General features: G+C 70.5%; 15 protein-coding genes. 12 read left to right on the forward strand and 3 right to left on the reverse strand.

The window, feature by feature from the left end; genetic code table 11:
• The first annotated feature begins 1 nt into the window (after position 1).
• The 6 genes from N5079_RS05035 (at position 2) to N5079_RS05060 (ending at position 5,865) form a co-directional block, all read left to right on the forward strand.
• On the forward strand, positions 2-1,177 hold the full coding sequence (locus N5079_RS05035) for a M20/M25/M40 family metallo-hydrolase (protein ID WP_261582231.1): 1,176 nt from the start codon (positions 2-4) through the stop codon (positions 1,175-1,177).
• Positions 1,174-1,983 (forward strand): GNAT family N-acetyltransferase, encoded by an 810-nt coding sequence (locus tag N5079_RS05040; RefSeq protein ID WP_261582232.1) that lies wholly within the window; start codon positions 1,174-1,176, stop codon positions 1,981-1,983. Before N5079_RS05035 ends, N5079_RS05040 begins: the two co-directional genes overlap by 4 nt.
• Positions 1,980-3,083 (forward strand): o-succinylbenzoate synthase, encoded by a 1,104-nt coding sequence (gene menC / locus N5079_RS05045; protein ID WP_261582233.1) that lies wholly within the window; start codon positions 1,980-1,982, stop codon positions 3,081-3,083. The genes N5079_RS05040 and menC overlap by 4 nt, the downstream gene beginning before the upstream one ends.
• Before the next feature lie 250 nt (positions 3,084-3,333).
• Positions 3,334-3,879 carry a hypothetical protein gene (locus N5079_RS05050; RefSeq protein ID WP_261582234.1) on the forward strand — a complete coding sequence of 182 codons (546 nt, stop codon included), beginning with the start codon at positions 3,334-3,336 and terminating at the stop codon, positions 3,877-3,879.
• Entirely contained in the window at positions 3,876-4,352 is a 477-nt protein-coding gene (locus N5079_RS05055; protein WP_261582235.1) for a hypothetical protein, read from the forward strand. The genes N5079_RS05050 and N5079_RS05055 overlap by 4 nt, the downstream gene beginning before the upstream one ends.
• 223 nt (positions 4,353-4,575) lie before the next feature.
• On the forward strand, positions 4,576-5,865 hold the full coding sequence (locus N5079_RS05060) for a sensor histidine kinase (protein WP_261582237.1): 1,290 nt from the start codon (positions 4,576-4,578) through the stop codon (positions 5,863-5,865).
• 43 nt (positions 5,866-5,908) lie between these two features.
• On the opposite strand, the gene N5079_RS05065 is transcribed toward N5079_RS05060, so the two are convergent.
• Together N5079_RS05065 and N5079_RS05070 are read right to left on the reverse strand one after the other, a co-directional pair.
• On the reverse strand, positions 5,909-7,540 hold the full coding sequence (locus N5079_RS05065) for a thiamine pyrophosphate-binding protein (protein ID WP_261582239.1): 1,632 nt from the start codon (positions 7,538-7,540) through the stop codon (positions 5,909-5,911).
• 85 nt (positions 7,541-7,625) lie between these two features.
• Complete coding sequence (locus N5079_RS05070; RefSeq protein ID WP_261582240.1) at positions 7,626-8,633, reverse strand: 2-hydroxyacid dehydrogenase; 1,008 nt, start codon at positions 8,631-8,633, stop codon at positions 7,626-7,628.
• Positions 8,634-8,945: 312 nt separating this feature from the next.
• On the opposite strand from N5079_RS05070, the gene N5079_RS05075 reads away from it, so the two are divergent.
• Genes N5079_RS05075 through N5079_RS05095 form a run of 5 tightly spaced genes read left to right on the forward strand, consistent with a single transcriptional unit; the run spans position 8,946 to position 14,584 of the window.
• Positions 8,946-10,781 carry an SCO2524 family protein gene (locus N5079_RS05075; RefSeq protein ID WP_261582242.1) on the forward strand — a complete coding sequence of 612 codons (1,836 nt, stop codon included), beginning with the start codon at positions 8,946-8,948 and terminating at the stop codon, positions 10,779-10,781.
• A complete protein-coding gene (locus tag N5079_RS05080; protein WP_261582243.1) occupies positions 10,782-11,696 on the forward strand; it encodes an SCO2523 family variant P-loop protein in 915 nt (304 codons plus the stop codon).
• Complete coding sequence (locus tag N5079_RS05085; RefSeq protein WP_261582244.1) at positions 11,693-12,649, forward strand: SCO2522 family protein; 957 nt, start codon at positions 11,693-11,695, stop codon at positions 12,647-12,649. The genes N5079_RS05080 and N5079_RS05085 overlap by 4 nt, the downstream gene beginning before the upstream one ends.
• A 10-nt stretch (positions 12,650-12,659) precedes the next feature.
• On the forward strand, positions 12,660-13,607 hold the full coding sequence (locus N5079_RS05090; RefSeq protein WP_261582245.1) for an SCO2521 family protein: 948 nt from the start codon (positions 12,660-12,662) through the stop codon (positions 13,605-13,607).
• Positions 13,604-14,584 (forward strand): hypothetical protein, encoded by a 981-nt coding sequence (locus tag N5079_RS05095; RefSeq protein ID WP_261582246.1) that lies wholly within the window; start codon positions 13,604-13,606, stop codon positions 14,582-14,584. The genes N5079_RS05090 and N5079_RS05095 overlap by 4 nt, the downstream gene beginning before the upstream one ends.
• Here N5079_RS05095 and N5079_RS05100 read toward each other — a convergent pair.
• Positions 14,547-15,752, reverse strand: a complete 1,206-nt coding sequence (locus N5079_RS05100) for an NAD(P)/FAD-dependent oxidoreductase (RefSeq protein WP_261582247.1) — start codon at positions 15,750-15,752, stop codon at positions 14,547-14,549. The genes N5079_RS05095 and N5079_RS05100 overlap by 38 nt on opposite strands.
• Before the next feature lie 445 nt (positions 15,753-16,197).
• On the opposite strand from N5079_RS05100, the gene N5079_RS05105 reads away from it, so the two are divergent.
• Positions 16,198-18,111, forward strand: a complete 1,914-nt coding sequence (locus N5079_RS05105) for an alpha/beta fold hydrolase (protein ID WP_261582248.1) — start codon at positions 16,198-16,200, stop codon at positions 18,109-18,111.
• Positions 18,112-18,171 lie beyond the last annotated feature (60 nt).

The following is an 18,171-nucleotide window of genomic DNA, read 5'->3' on the forward strand; positions in this document are numbered from 1 at the left end:
TATGCCGGTCGGCCCGCCGGACGAGTCGCTGGCGGACATGCTGGCCGACCTCGAGGAGCTCGTCCTCTGCGAGTCGTACTCCGCCGACCACGAGGCCGTGGCCAGCAGCGCGCGGGTGGTCGCCGCGCAGGGACGCCGGGTGCTCCAGGCCGAGCCGGAGACGGCGGTGATCGGCGGGGTGACCCACCTGCGCTGGTCGTTCGGCACGCCGAAGGTGCTGCTGCTCGGCCACCACGACACCGTCTGGCCGATCGGCTCGCTCCGCGACCACCCCTGGTCCGTCGTGGACGGGGTGGCGAGGGGGCCGGGCGTCTTCGACATGAAGGCCGGGCTCGTGCAGCTCTTCCACGCGGTCGCCTCGCTGCCGTCGCCGGACGGGATCACGGTGCTCGTCGTGGGCGACGAGGAGCTCGGCTCACCGACCTCCCGTCCGCTCATCGAGTCGATCGCGTCGGAGTGCGGGGCGGCGTTCGTGCTGGAGGCCAGCGCGGACGGCGGCGCGCTCAAGGTCGCACGCAAGGGCGTCTCGCGCTACGAGCTCGTGGTGTACGGCAAGGCCGCCCACGCGGGGCTCGAACCCGAGCTGGGGATCAACGCCGGAGTCGAGCTGGCCCACCAGATCCTCGCGGTCAACGACATCGCCCGGCAGGTCGAGTCGTCCTCCCAGGCGGGCGTGGTGTCGGTGACCCCGACCCTGATGTCGGCCGGGACCAGCACGAACACGGTTCCGGCGGTGGGACGGGTCGCGATCGACGTCCGGGTGCCGGACGTCGCGGCGCAGGAGCGCGTGGACGAGCTCATGCGCGGCCTGACTCCCCGCACTCCCGGGACACGCCTGGAGCTCCGCGGCGGCCCCAACCGGCCGCCCCTGGAAGCGTCGGCCTCGGCGGCGCTCTTCGAGGTCGCCACGAGGATCGCCGGCGGTCTCGGCATTGGACCTCTCCGGGGAGTCTCCGTGGGCGGCGGCTCCGACGGCAACTTCACGGCCGGGGTCGGCTGCCCCACGCTCGACGGCCTCGGCGCGGTCGGCGGCGGCGCCCACGCCGCCGAGGAGCATGTCGTCGTGGCCGAGATGCCGGTCCGCGCCAGGCTCGTCGCCGCCCTGGCGGCCGAGGTGCTCAGCAGCGGCCCCGGCGGCGGCCCCGGCAGTGTCCTCAACGGGGAGCCGGCCAGATGACGGACCCGGCCAGGCAGGCCGAAGAGGCGGCGATCCGGAGCGGGGTGGAGCTCAGGGAGCTGCACGACATCGCCGACTTCGAGCGGGTCGTCCGGCTGTTCGACGACATCTGGCACCCCGGCCCCGCCAACCCTCCGGCCACCGTGGAGCTGATGCGGGCGCTCTCCCACACCGGGAACTACGTCGCCGGGGCCTTCGACGGCGCGGTTCTCGTGGGAGCCTCCGCCGGGTTCCTCGCGGGGCCCCCGGGCGAGGTGCTGCACTCCCAGGTGACCGGGGCGGTCAAGCGCGGCGCGGGGTTCGCGCTCAAGCTCCATCAGCGGGCCTGGGCCCTCCGGCGGGGCATCGCCCGCGTCACCTGGACCTACGACCCGCTCGTACGGCGCAACGCCCACTTCAACATGGCCAAACTGGGGGCCCGGCCGGAGGAGTACCTGCCGGACTTCTACGGGGCGATGGCCGACGCGATAAACGTGGGCGACGAGTCCGATCGCGTGCTGGCGGTCTGGCGGCTGAGCGAGCGCCATGTCGTGGCGGCCTGCGACGGCATGCCGTACCGGCCGGAGATCCCGGCGGACGCGGTGGTCGGCGTGGCGGCGCGGGAAGGGCGGCCGTCGATCGGCACGACGGACGGGGGCGTCGTGCTCGTGGCGCTCCCCGGGGACATCGAGGCGCTCCGCCGCCAGGACCCGGGCGGCGCCAAGGCGTGGCGGCATGCCGTACGGGACGTGCTGGGCGGGATGATGGCGCGGGGCGCCCGGGTGACGGGCTTCGCGGAGGGCTGCTACGTGGTGGAGCGCGCATGAAGATCACAGGTGTGGAGCTGCGGCGGATCTCGATGCCGCTGGTGGCGCCGTTCCGCACGTCGTTCGGGACCGAGCGGGCGCGTGACGTGCTGCTGGTCCGGGTGGTGACGCCGGACGCCGAGGGCTGGGCCGAATGCGTCGCGATGGAGGAGCCGCTGTACTCGCCGGAGTACGTGGACGGGGCCGCCGACGTGATGCGCCGGTTCATGGTCCCGGCGCTGGCCGCGCTCCACCATGTCGACGCGTACGGCGTGGGCCGGACGCTGGAGCCGTTCAAGGGGCACCGGATGGCGAAGGCGGCCCTGGAGACGGCCGTGCTCGACGCCCAGCTCCGCGCGTCGGGCGAGCCGTTCGCGCGGTTCCTCGGGGCCTCCAGGGACGCCGTGCCGTGCGGAGTCTCAGTGGGGATCATGGACTCGATCCCCCAGTTGCTCGACGCCGTCGGCGGCTATCTGGCCGAGGGATATGTCCGGATCAAGCTGAAGATCGAGCCGGGCTGGGACGTCGAACCGGTCAGGGCGGTCCGGGAGCGGTTCGGGGACATTCCGCTACAGGTGGACGCGAACGCCGCCTACACGCTGACGGACGCCGCCCACCTGTCGAGGCTCGACGCGTTCGACCTGCTGCTGATCGAGCAGCCGCTCGGCGACGACGACCTGGTGCAGCACGCGGAGCTGGCCAGGCGGCTCAGGACGCCGCTGTGCCTGGACGAGTCGATCCACTCGGCGGCGCACGCGGCGGCCGCGATCTCGCTCAAGGCCTGCTCGATCGTGAACATCAAGCCCGGCAGGGTCGGCGGCTACCTGGAGGCCCGCCGCATCCACGACCTGTGCCGGGCGCACGGTGTGGCCGTGTGGTGCGGCGGCATGCTGGAGACGGGCATCGGCCGGGCCGCGAACGTCGCGCTCGCCGCCCTTCCCGGCTTCACGCTGCCCGGCGACACGTCGGCCTCCCGCAGGTACTACGCCAGGGACGTCACGGCGCCTTTCGAGCTGCGCGACGGACACCTCGCCGTCCCCACCGGGCCGGGCATCGGCGTCGACCCCGACCCCGCCGTCCTGGCCGAGGTCACCACCTCCGTGGAGTGGCTGCCCGCATAACCGGCCGCTGGCCGGGCCGGGCCGGTCGGATCGGGCCGGGCCGGTCAGGTTCGTGGATTTCCGCAATCTGGAAGAGGACCGGGAAAGCCCCGGGCTCTTACCGTGAGCCACGGATGGCGAGAGCCGGAAGGGAGTCCGCGATGGCCGCCTGATCCCCGGCCGCGCGGCTCCAGGACGGTCGCCCATCTCGGGGCGCCCGCGCTCGGGGCGTCCACTCGGACCTCTCCCCGGCCGACAAGGAGTTCCCCCCATGACCGCGACAGGCAGCGGGCTGACCACCGCACTCAACACCGACCGTCACCGCATCGGGCTCAACGTCTTCGCCGCGATAGTCCTCGCCCACTGGGCCGAGCACATCGCGCAGGCCGTCCAGATCTGGGTCCTCGGCTGGCCCGTGCCACAGGCGCGCGGCGTCCTCGGGCTCTGGTTCCCCTGGCTGGTCAAGTCGGAGTTCCTCCACTACGGCTACGCGCTGGTCATGCTGGTCGGGCTGATCCTCCTGCGGAAGGGCTTCGTGGGTCGCTCGCGCACCTGGTGGAACATCGCGCTCGGCATCCAGGTCTGGCATCACTTCGAGCACCTCCTGCTCCTGATCCAGGCGCAGAGCCACCACAACTTCTTCGGCAAGCCGGTGCCGACCAGCATCATCCAGCTCATCGTCCCCCGCGTGGAGCTGCACCTGTTCTACAACACCGTGGTGTTCATCCCCATGGTCGTGGCCATGGTGCTGCACCGCTGGCCGAGGACCGACGAGCGTAAGAGCATGGCCTGCTCCTGCGCGTACGCCGCGGCATGACCCGGCCGCCTCGCCGGCCCGGCTTCGGCCTGGTGGTGGCGACGGTGGCCGGCCTCGCGCTGCTGTTCCTCTCGGTGCCCAACGTCGCGCCCGCCTTCCGGGCGGCGCGCGGCGACGGGACGCCCGGCGTCTTCACGGCCGGCCGGGTCACCTGCGTCGAGCATCCCGGACACGAGGCGTGCTCGTGGTCGGGCACGTTCCGCGGCCCGGCCGGGCAGCGGGACGTCTCCCTCTACGGCGCCGACCGCGACACCCTGCGGCCGGGTGAGCAGGTCCGGGCGATCGACACGGGCCGTCCTCACCTCGTGTACGGCCCGGGCGGCTCCCGGGAGTGGATCTTCGTTCTGCTCCTCCTCGTCGCGGGATGCGCCCTGCTCATCCCCCCCGCTCGGATGATCATGGGCCGGGGCCGCAAGCCCCGTGGAAGTGACCCGTGGACATCCGTGGAGCAGTCCTTGGAAAAGTCCTTATAGGAGTCCTGACGGGGGCCCGGAAGGGCTCCTCGGGAGCGTGATGCCGTAAAACATGTGAGGAGAGCCCCCACTAGAGAGTAGGTTTGCCCTCTTTTATCCCCGAATCTCCCTTAAGTGGCGGAGGGTTGACCTAATGTGATCGTCTGGTCACCGGGGGGATCAGGTGGGGTTCTGGCACGGATGGTCGGTACGGACTCGCCTGACGGTAATCGCCAGTGCCGTCATGGCGCTGGTCTGCGCTGCCACCGCGGCCTTCATCCTGATGTCCGTCCGCGGGACCGCTGAGAGGTACAAGACCGAGGAGGTCATCGCGGCGGCCGTGCGCGTCGTCTACCTCATCAACCGCGAGCGGCTCCCTCCCGTCATGCTGGACGAGGAGGTCACCGGGATTCAGGTTCTGAACCCGAAGGGTCAGATCGTCTCGACGAGCGCCCGGATCCTGGGGCGGCCCCGGATGGCGGCCTTCCGGCCCAGCGAGTCGAGCCCCCAGGCCAACAAGGTCCTCTGCCACAGCCCCGCCTTCCCGGAACAGTGCGTGATCGTCGTGGCCTTCCGCGTGCCGCAGCCCGACGGCATGTGGATCGTCTACGCGGCCGACTACCAGGTGCCCAGATACGTCAACGCCCCGCTCGTGACGGCGCTCGTCGGCGGGTCGCTGCTGCTGATCGCGCTGACGGCGTTCGGGACGTACCAGGTCGTGGGAAGGGCGCTCGCGCCGGTCGAGGCGATCGCCGACAAGCTGGGCGTCATCACGGCGACCGACCTGGGGCAGCGCGTGCCGGTGCCGAAGTTCCGCGACGAGATCCGGCGGCTGGCCGAGACCGCCAACCAGACCCTCGACCGGGCCGAGATGGCGGTCGAGCAGCAGCGCCGGTTCGCCTCCGACGCGTCTCACGATCTGCGCAGCCCGCTCACCGCGATGCGCACCGAGATCGAGGAGGCGCTCCTGCATCCCGAGGAGGCCGACTGGCCCTCGACCGGCGAGACCCTGCTCGAGAGCCTTGATCGCCTGCAGGCCCTCGTCACCGACCTGCTGCAGATCGCCCGGCTGGACGCCGGAGCGCCGCCCAAGCACGACCGGATCGATCTCGCCGAGCTCGCCGCCTGGGAGCTCGACCGCCGCCAGCGCAAGGTCGAGGTCCTCCGGGAGCTGACCTTCGGCACGGAGGTCATCGGCGACCGGCTCCGGCTCGCCCGCGTGCTGAACAACCTGCTCGACAACGCGGAGCGCCACGCCAGCTCGATGCTCGTCGTGAAGGTGGACCGGGACGAGGACAGATGCGTCCTGGAGGTCGTGGACGACGGCGGCGGCATCCCGCCCGACAAGCGCGAGGTGGTGTTCCAGCGCTTCACCCGGCTGGACGCGGCACGCAGCAAGGACGCCGGCGGCACGGGGCTGGGCCTCTCGATCGCCCGCCAGATCGCCGAAAGCCACGAGGGCACGCTCACCATCGAGGACAGCTCGATGGGCGCCCGGTTCGTCATGCGGCTCCCGTCGGCGCCAAAGGAATGAGACCTCGCCGGAGAGTCGCTCAGCGCGCGGATCACTGCGCGGATCACTGCGCCTCGGTCACCACGATCACCGTGGGGACCGGGGCCTGAAGCGCCTCGGCGACGGCGTCCTGGAGCTCTTCCGGCGTCTCCACCGCCCGCCCCCGCGCGCCGTACGCGACGGCCAGGGCGAGCAGGTCGGGCCCGAGCAGATCGACGGCCACCGGGGTCATCCCCCGCTGCTTCATCTCCTCCCGGATCTCCCCGAAGCCGCCGTTGACCGAGACGACGATCGGCAGGCTGAGCCCCAGCTCCACAGCGGTGGCCAGCTCCTGCACGCTGAACTGGAGAGCGCCGTCCCCGGCGAGCACGACGACCGGCCGGTCCGGTCTGCCGATCTTGGCGCCGATCCCCGCGGGCAGCGCGAAGCCGAGCGTGCCGAACCCGGCCGGGAAGAGGAACCGCCCCGGCGGGTCCATGGGCAGGGCGACGAGCGCACCGTGGTAGACCATCATCGAGTTGTCGCCGACGACGACGGTCTCCTGCGGCATGGCCCTGCGCAGCGCCTCGACGTGCCCCGCCCATCGCCGGGCGAGCTCCGCCAGCTCGGCGACGTGACCTTCGGGGACGTGCGGGCGTTCCGGACGCGACGCGGCTTCGGCCTCCCCCATCCGGTTGTGCAGCTCCTCCAGGGCCAGCGCCGCGTCCGCCACGACCGCCACGGCCGCCACGTGGTCTCCGTACATCTGCCCCGGGTCCACGTCCACCCGGATGAGCGTCCCGCCGAGCGCGAAGTCGTCTTCCCAGAGGTCGGCCGGCCCCAGCTCCGTCCCGATGGCGAGGACAACGTCGCAGGAGGCCAGCCACCGCCGCACGCCGTCCAGGTGGAGGGTGGCCCCGAGGGCCAGCGGATGGCTCTCCGGCACGACGCCCTTGCCGTTCACCGTCGTCACCACGCCCGCGCCGACGCGCTCGGCGATCCGCATGGCCAGGCGGCCGACGGGCTGCCCGTCGTCCCCCGGCCGCTGGGCTCCCCCGCCGAGCACCAGGCCCGGCCGGCCGGCCGTACGCAACAGCCTCGCGGCCTCATCGAGCGCCGCGGGGTCGGGCACGCGGGGCATCAGCCGGTACGGCGGGGCCAGCGCGGCGGCGTCCTCCCGGTCGAGCAGGTCGGCGGGGATCTCGATGTGCACGGGACGGGGACGGCCCTCCGCGAACTGGCCGAAGGCGCGGGCGACGGCGGCCGGGATCTCCCGCACCGACGCGACCCGGTGGCTCCACGCGCAGAGCGCGTCGATCGCCCCCGACTGGTCCTTGCTCTCGTGCAGGTAGCCCCGGCCCTGGCGCGGGTGGTCCGTCGGCACTCCCGGTGAGATGAGCAGGATCGGAGACGAGTCGGAGTACGCCTGGGCGAGAGCCGTGGCCGCGTTGACCACCGCCGGGCCCGTGGTGGTGACGACGACCCCCGGACGGCCGGTGACCCGCGCGTAGCCGTCGGCGGCGTATCCGGCGCCCTGCTCGTGGCGCGGCGTCACACACCTGATCCCGGCTGAGTCGAGCTCCTGGTAGATCGAGAGGTTGTGCGTCCCCGGAATTCCGAAGATCGTGTCCACTTCGTGCGCCCTGAGAGCCGCGACAAGCGCACCTGCCCCCGTGGCAGGGGTCGTCCGTGCGGTTGCGGGTGTCAAATCACGCATCACTTTCCGGCAAGGAGTCGCGGGAGTTTTCATGGTACGTTTTCCCGCTCCCACTACGCCAGACAGGGACGCAATTCTTTGTCTTTCAGGGCGAGCTTTCCCGTGCTTCCGGAAGGCGGTCGGAGCGAGCGCCCACGGCGTATGGATCGGTCAGGCCGTTAAGAACGTTTTCGATCGACCGAACCGCTTGATTGACCATCCGGTCCATCGCCTCACGCGTGTGGGACGCGATATGGCCGGTGACGAGAAGCCGGCCGCCGAAGTCTTCGAGCAGGCGTGCCGCCGCCTCGGAGTCCTTGGGGTAGAAGCCGTCGAAGACGGCGAGGCTGATCCGGCCCTCCTCCATGCTGGTGTAAAGAGCTTCGGGATCCACGACGGACGGCCTGGCGGTGTTGATGAGGATCGTCCCCTTCCGCGCCTCGGCGAGGATCCCCGCGTCGATCATGTATTTCGTCTTCTCGTTTCCCGGCACCATGACGACGAGAATGTCGCTCCATGCCACCAACTCCCGGAGAGGCTGGTATTCCAAATCCAGCTCTTTTTCCAGAATCTCTTTGCGGGTCCGGCTGTAATATCCGACCTTGGCGCCGAACGCCTGCCTGAGGATCTCCGCGATCCGAGTGCCGATGGTCCCCATGCCGACGATGCCGATCTTGCGGGCGCTGAGCTCGTGCGGAAGCTCGTCGGGGTTGTCCCAGTCCGGGTAGCGGTTGCCGAGTTGCTGGACGATCTGCCAGTTGGTGTTGATGATCTGCGCCACGGTGAACGTCGCGACCGAGTCCCTGGCGGCTCCGGGCGTGCTGGTCACGACGATGTCGAGATCGTCGGCCGCGGCCACGTCGACGAAGCTCTCATATCCCACGCCGACGAACGCGACGACCTTCAGCGTCTCCTTCGCGCTCAGCAGCGCGGCGGCGGTGGCCCGTTCCTCCCCGCCGTGCAGGTAGGCCACCGCGCCCTTCAGCTCGTGTTCGAGCTCCTCCTCCGTCAGTACATGCGACGGCCTGCGCAGCCGTAGTCCCAGCCTCTCCAGGGACTCCAGGCGCGCCCTGTCGATCCATGCCCCGGTCACCAGGAGCTTCCCGCTCGTCACCGGCGTCTCACCAGTGGACGGGAAACTATTATCCAGATGGTCCGTTATATGCCTGGTAACCTCGGTTTGGGACATTTAAATATCTCTCAGAGTCAGGACACGGGTGTCCGTTTTCGGGCTTCCTATCGCTCAAACCCGGGCAACATGCCGGAATTACCGGCCGGTCAGGCGACGGAGTCGGTTTTCAATGGTATAAGGAGTTGGGGGCCCCGTCTCCACCTAGTCGTTAAAGGCCGACCCCTAGGTAGAGAAAGCGAGACCGACCTCCGCCCGCCCGACTACGTAAGTCACTCGTAGTGCAGAGAGGTCCACATGAAACTGCAGCCCCGCCAGCAGCTTCTGGAGGTCTGGGAGGCGGCGGCGCGCACCTCCCTCCGCGACGGCGGGTGGACCTGGGGTGGGCGCGGCGGTTCGAACTCCATATCGGATGCCGAACAGCTCCTCTGTTTCATGTATCCCGCCTCCGAACTGCCGGGTTTCCGGCTTGACACCCCGGACGAGACCGCCGACGACGTGCTGGCGGCACTCACCGGCCTGGGTGACAGCGTCGAAATCCCCAAGCTTCTCCTGAAAGTCATCGGCGAATACCTCCGGACCTATACCGGAGATGACGGACGGCCGATTTTCTCGGGCGGCAGCTACTTCATCCCGGCCGACGAGGACGCCAAGATCACCCCCGAGCAGCTACAGCTCGACGTGGTCGACTCCTTCTCCATGTCGGTCACGCTCGCACTCGGCACACTGGGCTTCCTCAAGGTCTTCCGGCAGAGCGTGCGGCGCGAGGACATCCGCAGGGAGATCCGCGAGCTGGAGGATCTCGCGAGCAGCCGGCTGTCGGCCGCCATGGTTGGACTGCTGCGGAGTTTCACCATCAACGCGTTCGATCCCGGGGCGCCGGCGGGCCGCGCGCTGCTCCGGACGGTCAACCAGACCGGCGCCCCCGAGCGTCGCGTGCTCGACGATCTCCGGCGGGAGCTGCGCCCGGTCCGGGCGGGCCTGCGCGACCTCACCATCGGGTCCGGCAGCGAGGTGGACCTCGACAACGAGAACCTGCTGTTCGAGTGCGGGTGGACCTGGGGCATCGTCAAGGACGCCCCGGACGTCTCCACGCCGCTCCAGATCGGGCCGCAGCCCAAGGGCGTCGCCGCCGACAACCCGTTCCTCTACTTCACCGTCAACGCCCTCGTCGGCATCAGCGACCTGTGGTCGGAGCGCACCCGCGTGCTCGGCCTGCTCAACGACGACCAGCTCAACCTCGCCCAGTCGCTCCAGCGCCGCTGGGACCTCACCCAGCTCTACTGGCGCACGATCGCCATGTACGGCCGGGGCACCTGGCCGCTGGAGGACATCCCCTGGAAGACCACCGACGAGAAGGAGTCGGACTACTACAGCCTCGGCGTCACCGCCATGGTCGTGCAGAGCCTGGTCAACAGCAGGGCGAGTGACGTCGACCTCGGCCGCGTCGCCAACGTGCTGGAGGAGCTGGCCATCAGGGCCAGGATCATCCGCAGGGCCGTGCCCGGCGACCCCCCCGTCCTCATGCACTCCCCCGGAGTCTCCGTCAACCTGCGCGGCAGCGAGGAGCTCGGCCCGCCCATGATCTGGGTCGTCTCCGACTTCGCGATCACGCTGCTGAAACGCACGATCTGGGCCGCCACGATCGCGCAGAACACCCGGACCAGGGAGCGGCTGCTGACCCTGGCCGACCAGATCTGGCGGCACATCATGCACCGCCGCTGCACGGACGGGGCGGCGCGCGGGCTCTGGGACCAGCCGGGCAACATCTTCACCGACATAGACGTCCGGCACGAGGAGCCCTCCTGGTACTTCAGCGAGCGGGTCGTCGAGTTCCTCGTCGCCGCCGCCCGCGCCAGCGGCGAGTCCCCCCTGCGCAGCCCCCAGCTGGTCGACTTCGCCTACCAGATGCTCAGCGAGGCCGAGCACCTCCTGGATCAGGAGCTGGTCACCAGGCAGCTCGTGGAGGGACAGACCATCCAGCCCAAGCTGCGGAGCATCCAGGCGGCGCTCCAGCGGGCGCGGTCGATCATCAGTGACCGGCCGGCGACCGCCAACGCGCTCATCAACAACGCCCTGCTCGACCTGGAGCGTCTCGCCGTCGCCCGCGACAGCGCGTCGGAGGCGATCTAGATGCTCATCTTCGCGATCTCCGACAAGGGCGGCACAGGCCGCTCGGTCACCAGCACCAACATCGTCTACCGGCACGCGCTGCAGGGCAACGACGTGTGTTACCTCGACTTCGACTTCGGCTCGCCCACGGCCGGGGCCATCTTCAGCGTCAGCTCGGTGGCCCGCGGCACGAAGACGGGCGGCCTCCACGAATACCTCCGAGGTGACTGCGCCGAGCCGCGCCGGATCGACATCTGGTCCGAATCCGACCGCGAAGGTCTCCGGATCAAACCGCCCGGCGCCGGGCGGCTCGTGCTGCTCCCCGGCACCGAGGGAGGCGGCGAGCTCGCCACGGTGGACGAGGAGATGATCAGCAGGTGCGTGCAGCTCTTCAGCCGCCTGGAGGAGGAGTTCGACCTGTGCATGGTGGACGTGAGCGCCGGACGCTCGTTCACCGCCGAGATGGTCCTCAAGGCGACCGTGCGGCTTCCGGCGATCCCCTTCCGCTGGCTCGTCTTCCACCGCTGGACGCGGCAGCACATCATCGCGGCCGACGGCCTGGTGACCGGCGCCGACGGGCTGCTCGACGTGGGCGCCAGGGTCGGGCACGACGCTGACATGCTGCGGGACCGTATCCGGTTCGTCCGCACCGCCGTCCTGGAGCCCGACGCCGCCGAGCTGGTGGGCCTGCGCGACGAGCAGCGAGCCTGGCTGAGCGCCTGCGACAACGACCTGCGAGAGCTCGCGCGCCGGCACAAGGTCGGCCGTACGGCCATGCTCGGCAAGATCCCTCTCGATCCGGTCCTCCAGTGGCGTGAGCAGCTCATCTCGGACGAGGACGTGCTGGCCAGCAAGATCGCGAACGCGGAGACCACCGCGGCGTTCGACGATCTCGCCAAGAAGATCGTCGACGACAGCGCATGGGAGGGTCTGTGACGTCGGTGAACGCGACGTTCGGCGAGGTCGCGGCGGAGCGCCGGATCGCGTCGGCTCCCTTCTCCCACGTGTCCATCGAGCTCGGACATCTCTACATGGAGGACTTCGAGGCCGGTCCCGAGCGGCTGCGGGAGCAGTTCCGCCGGGTGGCTCCCTGGGTCCGGAGCGTAAGGGCGAGCTGGCAGGACCGGGTGCCGGGACGCAGGGCGAGGGTCAGCACCTGCTTCCTGATCGACGACTACTTCAGCCCGTTCAGCACCCCGGCCGAGCTGGTGCCGATGGTGCTCGACGCCGCGGCCGAGAGCGACCTGACCATCGACTACCTCGCCAGGGAGTCCTCCTGTGCGGAGAGCGACGGCGTCGAGCTGGCCAGGCTGGTCGAGGACCGGCTCGTCGACGACCCGGCGCCGGAGACCAACGGATCCCGCCCTCCGGTGAAGGAGACGGGGTGGCTGTCCAACGGCGCGCGGTCCCCGCAGGTCGGCGCCGTCCAGGCCATGGGGAAGGCGCAGCGGTGGGCGCCGCCCGTGCAGAACGCCAAACGAGGCCACTCGATCTTCGTCGACGTGGAGCTGTGGGACGAGGCCGCCGGGCGGCGCACGTGGTCGTGCCCGTTTCTGGCCGCCGTCTGGCAGCTCCTGCGGCTCGGGCTGTTACGGAGTGAGGGGCGGCTGCCGCTCCGGCCGGTCCCCCGCGAGGACGCCTTCCCCGGCGACTGGGACTCGCTCCCCGCCGTCGTCCAGCTCAACCCGGCGGCCACGCCGTTCAGCGCGTACACCACGTTGTCCGTTCTCTCGCCCCGTTTCCTGCCGGTCGAGCTGGCGGTGCGGACGATTCTGAGCCAGGTCGCGGTGGACGCGGACGTCCTGCGGCAGGTGGCGGCTCGAAGCGAGAGCGAGGGCGTCAGGCTCGAAGAGGAGCTCGTCGACCGCATCTCCTACGTCTTCACCTAGGTCGTGTCCCTTGGAGTCCGGACTGATGCTGGTCATGGGGGAAGTGCACACCGGGTTGCTGCAGAACTCCGGGGAGATCCCCGAGTCCAGCGCCCGTGACGTTCTCCGGCTGCTGGCGGGTGAGACGGTCCGCGTCTCCCGGCGTCCGATCGCCTACGCGGTGTCGCCCGACCGGCTGACCGGGGTGGACTGCAGGCTTCCGGCCGCCTCGCAGTCCCGGGTCAGGGGCGTCGGCACGGTCGTGTCCCGGTCGTCGATCACCGGCGGACGGGTCGTGCAGGGCTCGTCTTACGCGCACGTCCAGCGCAGCGGCTCCGACCGCCGGCTGGCGTGGTCGCACTACCTCGCCCGCCCGGGGGTCATCGAGGTGTTCGGGAAGGCCAGGGCGGAGGACCTGGCCGACGGGTTCACCGAGGACCCACCGGCGGACTGCCTGGACCTCGGCGCGATCAGCGCGCGGTTCATGGACACCGTCCAGGCGTCGCCCCTGCTGGACCGGCGGGCGCCCTTCAAGATCGCTCGTGCCCGGCTCCGGTGGGTGGCGCGGACGGGGGAGCCGGCCATCCGCCTCACCCTGCACTCCGATCAGGTGCGGACGCTACGCATCGTCCACGAAGGGGAGTTCACACCGGCCGTCGCCGACCTCTGCGAGGATCTGGCGCTGCACGACTGGCTGCTTACGGCGCTTCTGGTCATCATCGAACGGGCCCGCGTCGGCGGCCGGCCCGGCCCGGAGGCGGCGGCCAAACTCGCTCCCGCCGTCGATCACCTCCTGCACCTGTGGATGCCCGCGGCCCGGGTGGACGACGCGCTGGCGCCCTTCTGGGAGAGCCTCGATCGCCGCCCCGGGTTCACCCGCCAGTGGCAGTCCCTGGTCGACCGCGTCCGTGACCAGGTCGCCGTGAACACCCTCGCCCTTCTCAGCGCGACCGCGGACGCCGGACGGAGGCGGCAATGAACGGCGGAGCCCGCGAGCCGGCCACGCTGGTGGTCCCCAAGATCATTCGTAAGCTGCTCGTCACCATGCTGGTCGGTGGCGTCAGCTACCTGGTGACCAACTCGTTCATCCACGGCCCGAACGAGGACCTGTGGAGCCTGCTGCTCGCGACGTTCATCAGTGGCGTGGTCTTCGTCGTGCAGTTCCTCGCGGACGTGGACGCCCAGCTCGAGGTCGTCCGGCAGGAGCAGCGCGAGCAGCACCGCAGCACCCACGTGCTGGTCGGAGACGGGTTCTCCAAAATCAACGAGGCGAGCAAGCTGTTCGGGCTGATGGAGGCCTCCGCGCTGCAGAGCGACGTGGTCACGCAGTTCGTGCGGAACGCCACGAAGATCGGCGAGGACGTGCCCGAGCTGGTCAGGAACCTCGTGCACCACGAGATCGGCCGCATGTCCAAGTTCCTCAAGGAGCTGGGCGACGGCGGCCACGCCATCTACGAGGGCGAGGACCGCGACTGGCTGCTCGCCCTGGCGGCCAGCACGCGAACGAGTCTCGACGCGATCAGCACGACCAGCGTGGACGCGCGGGCCACCGAGTTCGACGGCGGATTCTGGATGACCGACCTCGGCCAGCGATACGTGAAGATCCAGCGGGACCTCGTGCAGCGCGGCGCCCGGGCCCGCCGCATCTTCATCGTGGATCGTTCCGAGCTCCTCGACTCCGAGGCCTTCCAGCGCATCTGGAAGTCGCAGTCGGAGGTGGGAATCGAGGTCAGGGTGCTGACGTACGCCGAGGCTCCGCCGACCCTCAGGGGCTCGCTGTCCGACTTCATCCTCTTCGACGGCGTGCTGTACTACGAGTCGAATCCCTCGCCGCAGAGAGGGGACGGCATCGCGCCCATGATCCTCAGCACGATCCTGGTGCGCGAGCCGGAGAAGGTGAAGGAGAAGGTCGAACGGTTCACTGAGCTGTGGGAGTCGGCGTCCCCACCGGCGTAGGCGGGCGGAACTCCCGGTCCGGCCGGCAGACGTCGAGCCGCTCGCGGGTGTCCGCGTCGACGTCCCCGTTGACGAGGGCCGAGACCATCTCCGCCGTGACCGGGGCGAGGGTGACGCCGAGGCCGGTGTGCCCGGTGGCCGCGAGCACCCGTTCGTGCTCGTCGACGTACCCGATGATCGGCCGGTGGTCGGTGCTGCCCGGACGGAGCCCCGCCCATCTCTTCCCGACGTCCCAGGTGGCGGCCTCCGGCAGCAGCGCGGTCACCCCCTCCATGATCTCGTCGAGCGCGCGGTCGGTCACCTGGGGATCGCCCACGTGGGGCTCGTAGGTGACTCCCACCGCCACCCTGCCGTCATGGCGCGGCACGAGATAGGGGTAGCGCTCCACGCCGCCCTCTTCGACGATCTCGGTGAAGACGTGGTGCCGCAGGGCGTAGGTGGTGGCTCCCGGCGGCCGCATGTCGAACGCCTCACCCTTGATCGGGAACAGGTGCTTCCTGTGGTCGGGCAGGAAGGCGCCGCTCCGATGCCCGGCGGCCACGATCACCGTCCCGGCCGAGATCCGGGTGCCGTCCTCGAGCTCGGCCTCGGCGCCGTGGGCCGCCGACTCCACCCGCGTGACGCGGGAGCCGAGCAGGACCCGGATCGGGTGGCGCCCCGCCGTCAGGGTCGCGGCCAGCGCGACCATGAGCTCTCGCGGGTCGAGCGCCAGCTCCTCCGGGAGGAGGAACCCGCCGACGACCGCGTCGCTCAGCTTGGGCTCCAGCTCCTTGACATCGGAGGCGGTGAGCCGGACGACGGCGAACGGTGAGTTCTTCCACAGCGGCAGGACGCGCGTCTCGAGGCGCTCCATCTCCTTTTCGTTGAGGGCGACCTGGATGTCTCCGCCGTCGAGCACGTGGACGGTGACCCCCGAGATCGCGGTGAGCTCCGCCAGCCAGTCGGGGTACAGGTCCCGGCCGCGCTTGAGCACGGTGCTGAGCGGCCCGAGGCAGGCGGGCTCCGTCTGGGTGAGGATGCCGCCCATGGCGGCGTCCGAGGCGCCCTGGCCGAGCTTCGGCTCCGCGTCCAGGAGGACGACGCTCCGGCCCTCGGCTCCCAGCCTGTGAGCGATCGCGCACCCGATCACTCCACCACCGATGATCGCGACGTCGCAGGTCTCAGGCACGCGGGCTCCCAATGCTTCGCCGTCCCCTGCTTCGACAGTAGGCGAGCCGGGGCCGTTCAAGAAGGTCACAGACGTGTGGCCTCGGCGGAACTGTATCGCGCGGGAATCTTGCGGACCGGGAAATAGCCCAGAGTCGTTGTCCGTGCCGAGAGGTCCGCGCGAAAGGTCCACGAGAGGTCCGCGCGGAAAGGTTCGCGGCCGAGCAGGCCTCCGGCGTGATCATGCACATGTTCCCGCGTGGGCGGCCTGACAAGCCCGCATCCCCTTGGTGATCATGCACGTCTTCCCCCGCCCGCGTCTTCACCAGCCACGATGCCCAGCGTGATCATGCACAGCAACGGCTCGTGGGGCGAATAGGGGGCTTTGACACGGCTTGGGGATGATTCGCGCTAAGGTTTCTGCGGATATCGCCGGGTTCGCGGGACGGGGCTGACGGTTGCGGGGTGTGCGTAAAGCGGCCGTCACGGCATTCGCCGCGGCCCTCGTTGTGTCCTTTCTGGGCGCCTCCAGCGGCGTCTCCAGCGGCCTCTCCAGCGGCCTCTCCAGCGCGGCGTACGCCGCCGGACCGGGCCAGACCGAGGAGCAGCCCTGCCCGGTCGCGGTGCCGGAGGGGACGACCTGCGGGTTCCTCCTCGTACCCGAGCGGCGGGACGTCCCCAACAGCAGGACGATCAAGGTTGGCTACGCCGTACACCGATCGACGGCGGCGGGACGCAAGCAGGACCCGGTGGTCTATTCGAACGGCGGCCCGGGGTCGCCGTCGCTCCAGCTCATCGGGCTGCTCTCCCGGATGCTGCCCGACCGGGACGTCGTGGTCGTCGAGCAGCGCGGCGGGCGCTACTCCGAGCCCCGGCTGGCCTGTCCGGAGATCGTCAGGGGCCTCGTCCAGACCCTGCAGAGCCCCGCGCAGATGGCCACGGAGACCGCGCCGATCATTAGAGAGGCGCTGACCTGCCAGGACCGTCTCCAGGGGGAGCACATCGACCTCCGGGGCTACCAGACCGCCGAGATCGCCGCCGACGTCGTGGACCTGCGCAAGGCGCTCGGCTACCCGAAGTGGAACCTCTTCGGCGTGAGCTACTCCACCCGCTCGATGCTCCAGGCCGCGTCGGACGACCCGGCGGGCACGCGCAGCGTGGTGCTCGACTCCTTCCTCCCGGCCAAGACGAAGTGGTACGACGAGGCCACCCCCGCGCTCGGGGCGACCATCGCCAAGCTGGGGATCACGGCGCGGTTCGACGCGATGGTGGCCCGGCTCAACGCCCGGCCCGCCACGCTGGAGACCCGCGACCCGCTCACCCACAAGCGGATCACGGTCAACCTGACCGGCGACGACGTGGCCACGATCCTCGAAGAGGCCCTGCACGAGGCCGACGTCATCCCGATCGTCCCGGCGCTGGTGGACGGCCTGGCCGACGGGCGCACGGGGCTGCTGCAGCCGCTGATCGACCAGGTGGGCGAGGGCCTGACCTCGCACGACTGGGGGCTGTACTACGCGGTCCAGTGCCAGGACGAGGTGCCGTTCAACTCCTTCCGGGGCGGCGGCCGCCTCCGGCTGTTCACCGGAGTCGCGGACGCGGCCGTGTGCGGGGCCTGGAACCTGCCCGCCGCCCGCGGCGAGAGCGTGGCCGCCATCAGCACGCAGGACACCGGGAACGCGACGGGCACAGGAGGCACGGCCACCGGAGACGGGACGGCACCGGCTCCCCTGGGCCGGCCTACGCCGGCGCCGCCCGTGCTCGTCGTAGGCGGACAGTTCGACCCGACAACGCCTCCGGAGTCCGCCCGCGAGGCCGCCCGCGGCGTGCCGGGGGCCCGCTTCACCGAGTTCGCCGGGATCGGGCACGCGGTGTTCCTGTCCAGCGAGTGCGGGCGCCGTACGATCGCCGCGTTCCTCGACGACCCGGCGGCCACCGGAGCGCCGTGCGACCCGGCGCGCGCGCCGTACCCGATCGTCCGTCCCGGCGAGCTCGCCCTCACCTCGTCGGCCTACAAGGCGATCAACTCGCCTGCGCTCTTCGCGCCGCTCGCGCTGTTCGTGCTCGTGTCGGCCGTACAACTCCTCGCCGGGCTGGCGGGGCTGGTCAGGCGGCGGGGCGGCGGGCCGACCGCGCTGGCGGGGCTCGCCGGGCTCGCGTTCGCCGGGCTGTCCGCCCTCAGCGTGTACGGCATGGCCGACGAGACCGCGCTCGCCATCGGCGTCCCGAAGGCGCTGCCGTGGTACGGCCTGCTCGCCGTCCTGGCCACGGCGCTGTCCACCGTGGCGGCCTTCCGGCTGCGGGCGCGGGCGATCCAGATCGTGCCGAGCCTGGCCGGGCTGGCGCTCCTCGCCTGGCTGTACGGCTGGCTGCTCGGGTGACACGCCGGTGAGCTCCTGGACCTCCACGTCTCGGCGTGGACTTTTCACGACAACGGAGGT

The sequence above is a fragment of the Planotetraspora sp. A-T 1434 genome (assembly GCF_025420585.1).
Taxonomy (GTDB): Bacteria; Actinomycetota; Actinomycetes; order Streptosporangiales; family Streptosporangiaceae; genus JAOEGB01.